Origin of the sequence: Agromyces humi (genome assembly GCF_009720255.1) — a bacterium.
Lineage (GTDB): Bacteria > Actinomycetota > Actinomycetes > Actinomycetales > Microbacteriaceae > Agromyces > Agromyces humi.
The window spans coordinates 1-2,867 of the sequence record NZ_WJSP02000434.1 but is presented as its reverse complement, the minus strand read 5'-3'; the positions used below and the strand labels follow the sequence as shown (position 1 = coordinate 2,867).

The 2,867-nt window shown below is 73.1% G+C and carries 4 protein-coding genes; 1 reads left to right on the top strand and 3 read right to left on the bottom strand.

Features of this window, described 5'->3' with window-relative positions; translation table 11 throughout:
• The first annotated feature begins 151 nt into the window (after positions 1-151).
• Entirely contained in the window at positions 152-496 is a 345-nt protein-coding gene (locus tag GH736_RS20430; protein ID WP_235934554.1) for a 2-phosphosulfolactate phosphatase, read from the top strand.
• 41 nt (positions 497-537) lie between these two features.
• On the opposite strand, the gene GH736_RS20425 is transcribed toward GH736_RS20430, so the two are convergent.
• The 3 genes from GH736_RS20425 to GH736_RS20415 all read right to left on the bottom strand — a co-directional run.
• Positions 538-1,149, bottom strand: a complete 612-nt coding sequence (locus tag GH736_RS20425; RefSeq protein ID WP_159606595.1) for a CGNR zinc finger domain-containing protein — start codon at positions 1,147-1,149, stop codon at positions 538-540.
• 98 nt (positions 1,150-1,247) lie between these two features.
• Complete coding sequence (locus tag GH736_RS20420; protein WP_159606593.1) at positions 1,248-1,745, bottom strand: SprT-like domain-containing protein; 498 nt, start codon at positions 1,743-1,745, stop codon at positions 1,248-1,250.
• Positions 1,746-1,836: 91 nt separating this feature from the next.
• Positions 1,837-2,867 (bottom strand): PQQ-dependent sugar dehydrogenase (locus GH736_RS20415; protein ID WP_159606591.1); only part of this gene is annotated, 1,031 nt, incomplete at its 5' end.

Sequence of the window (2,867 nt, the reverse complement as noted above, 5' to 3'; positions counted from 1 at the left end):
CGGCGCTCTCGGTCGGGCAGGTCGTCAGCTGGGGCATCCTGTACTACGCCCTCATCGTGGCTGCGCCCGCGATCGCCGCGGAGACCGGCTGGACCATCGCCGAGGTGACGCTGGCGTTCTCGCTCTCCAGGAGGAACGCGGTGAACGCACCGTGGTCGCGATCGTCGCCGCGGGCGAGCGGCCGTCGCACGGGAGTGCCGTCGCCGCCGGCGCAACTGCCGCCGACGCGATCCGGTTCGCGATCGAGGATCAGCTCGCGGCCGGCGCCGTCGTCGACGCGCTCGTCGGCCTGGGCATCGACCACACGTCGCCCGAAGCGGCCGTCGCCTGCGCCGCCTTCGAGGGGCTCCAGCACGCCGCCACCCACCTCATCGGTGCGTCGGGCAGTGCGGTCGAGCTCGTCGAGCAGGGGTTCCGCGCCGACGTGCGCTTCGCCACCGAGCTCGACGTCGCCGAGGTCGTGCCCGAGCTGCGGCACGGCGTCTTCCGCGCCTGACGCGGGAGGGCGCTGCACTCGCCCGCCACGGGCCGGCCGGATCAGGCCGCCGCCTGCACCGCCTTCCGGGCCCGGTGCGCCCGCACCTTCGCCCGGTTGCCGCAGCGCTGCATCGAGCACCATCGGCGGGTGGCCGCGCGCGAGGTGTCGAGGTAGACCATGCCGCAGTCGGCGCCGTCGCACTCGCGGATGCGTCCGGTGTTCGCGGGGTCGAACAGGTCGACGGCGTCGCGGGCGATCGTCGACAGGGCCTGTCCGACCGTCTGCACCGAGCGACCCGCCTGCCTCGAGCCGCCGCCGAGCACCGGCGGAATGTCGGGCGTGGCGGCATAGAGGTTGACGAGGTCGATGTCCGCCGAACGTGGCGCGTCGTCCTCGGCGGCCGCGACGGCCATGCGCCCGATCGCGTCGCGGAGGGAGATCGCGTCGAACAGGTCGCGGGAGCGGGCCGCCCCGACGGCGACGGGGAACCGCTCGCGCATCCACCCGGTGAGGTCGTCGGGCGAGTGCAGCAACTCGGCCTCCCGCGCCCCGCGCATCGGACCGGTGTACGCGAAGTCGAGCGCGAACGAGCCCGAGTCGAACCACCAGCGGGTGCCCTCGGCGGAGGTGAACCACTGTCCGATGGGGATCGACACGGTCGAGACGGGCATTGAACCATCCTTGGCAGTGACGGATGCCGCATCCGCGCGTTCGAGTGGCACGCATGCTCGGGCGGGCATGCGTTCCGGCGGCCCGGCCGAGGCGGCGCTCAGCCGGCGGCCGCGCTCGCGGCCCGCCGCCGTATCGCCGGCGTGATCTCGCGATGACGCCACACGATGAGGTTCGCCCGGTCGAAGCCGCGACGGCAGAGGCCGCAGCTCAGGGGGCGCTGGGGTTCACGGTAGCGGAAATGCTCGTGCCCCGCGGGGCACTGCCCCACCCACGGGGCGAGTTCGTGCGCGACCTCTCCGTCGTGCGTGCGTCGGCCCACGTAGCCGAGCTCCGTCGCGATGGTGACCCACCGGGCACCGTGTCCTGCGCGCGGGCCGGCGAGGGCGTGCGCGACCTCGTGCAGCAGGATCTGGTGGATCTCGTCGTCGTCGTAGCGGGCGGCGAGGTAGCGCGAGACCGAGATGTGCTTGGCGGTGTAGTTGCAGAGGCCGGCGCGCTTCTTGGCGTTGTCGAAGCCGAAGCTCCACACGGTGGGATCGAGGTGCAGGGCGATGAGCGCGTCGGCCCACCGTCGCACCCGCTCGAGATCCGCCATGGGATGAGGATAATCCCGCGGAACGCTGCGCGGCAGGAGGCGGTGACCCCCGAAAGGGTGCGCGTCTCGCGGCGGCATCCGTCGGCCCGGCCTACGCGGGTGCGAGGCGCACCCGGAAGAGCTTGTCGTCGCCGGGGGAGGGATCGCCACGGCCGTCGGTGTTGTTGCCGATGAACCACAGTTCGCCGTCGGGACCGGCGGTCACGTCGCGCAGGCGCCCGAGCTCACCGGTGAACCATGGCGTCGCGGCGAGCGCCGAACCCGTCGTGGCCGGCGCGATCGACCAGAGCCGCTCGCCGCGGAGCGCGGCGAGGAAGAGCGTGTCGCCGACGATCGCGAGTCCGCTCGGACTGGCTTCCGACGTGGCCCACTGCTGCACGGGGTCGATGAAGCGCGGGTCCCCGGCCTGGCCTTCCACCACCGGCCATCCGTAGTTCGCGCCGCGGGTGATGCGGTTGAGCTCGTCCCAGGTGTTCTGCCCGAACTCCGCCGCCCAGAGGTCGCCGTTGGCGTCCCACGCGATGCCCTGCGGGTTGCGGTGCCCGTACGACCACGTGAGGTTGCCGAACGGGTTGCCCGGGGCGGGCTGCCCGTCGGCGGTCATCCGCAGGATCTTGCCCGAGAGGGAGTTCGGGTCCTGCGCGACGTCGCGGTTGCCGGCGTCGCCGGCGGTGGCGTAGAGGAACCCGTCGGGTCCGAATCCGAGGCGGCCCCCGTCGTGGTTGCCCGCCTTGGGGATGCCGGTGAGCACGTCCTCGGGCGCCCCGAGGGCCAGTGAGCCGGCGGCGCCAGTGAGCGGCATCCGCACGATGCGGTTGTCGGATGCCGCGGTGAAGTACGCGTAGACGAAGTCGGGATCGTCGCCGTCCGTGGGCCGGAACGCCAGCCCGAGCAGGCCTCCCTCGCCGCCGGGAACGACCCCGGGCACGGTGGCGGCGACGCGCAGCGACCCGTCGCCGAGCACCTCCACGATGTTCGCGGTGTCGCGCTCGCTCACGAGGGCACCGTCGGCCGGGTCGCCGATCTGGAACAGCGGGGTGATGGTGAGGAGCCCGGCGGGGTTCACGGTGACGGTGAACGTGTGCGAGGTGGCGCCGCGGCGGTTGGCGGCGGTGACGGTGA

Coding starts and splice junctions, on each gene's coding strand:
- GH736_RS20425 (WP_159606595.1), bottom strand. CDS start 1,149: ATGCCCGTCTCGACCGTGTCGATCCCCATCGGACAGTGGTTCACCTCC.
- GH736_RS20420 (WP_159606593.1), bottom strand. CDS start 1,745: ATGGCGGATCTCGAGCGGGTGCGACGGTGGGCCGACGCGCTCATCGCC.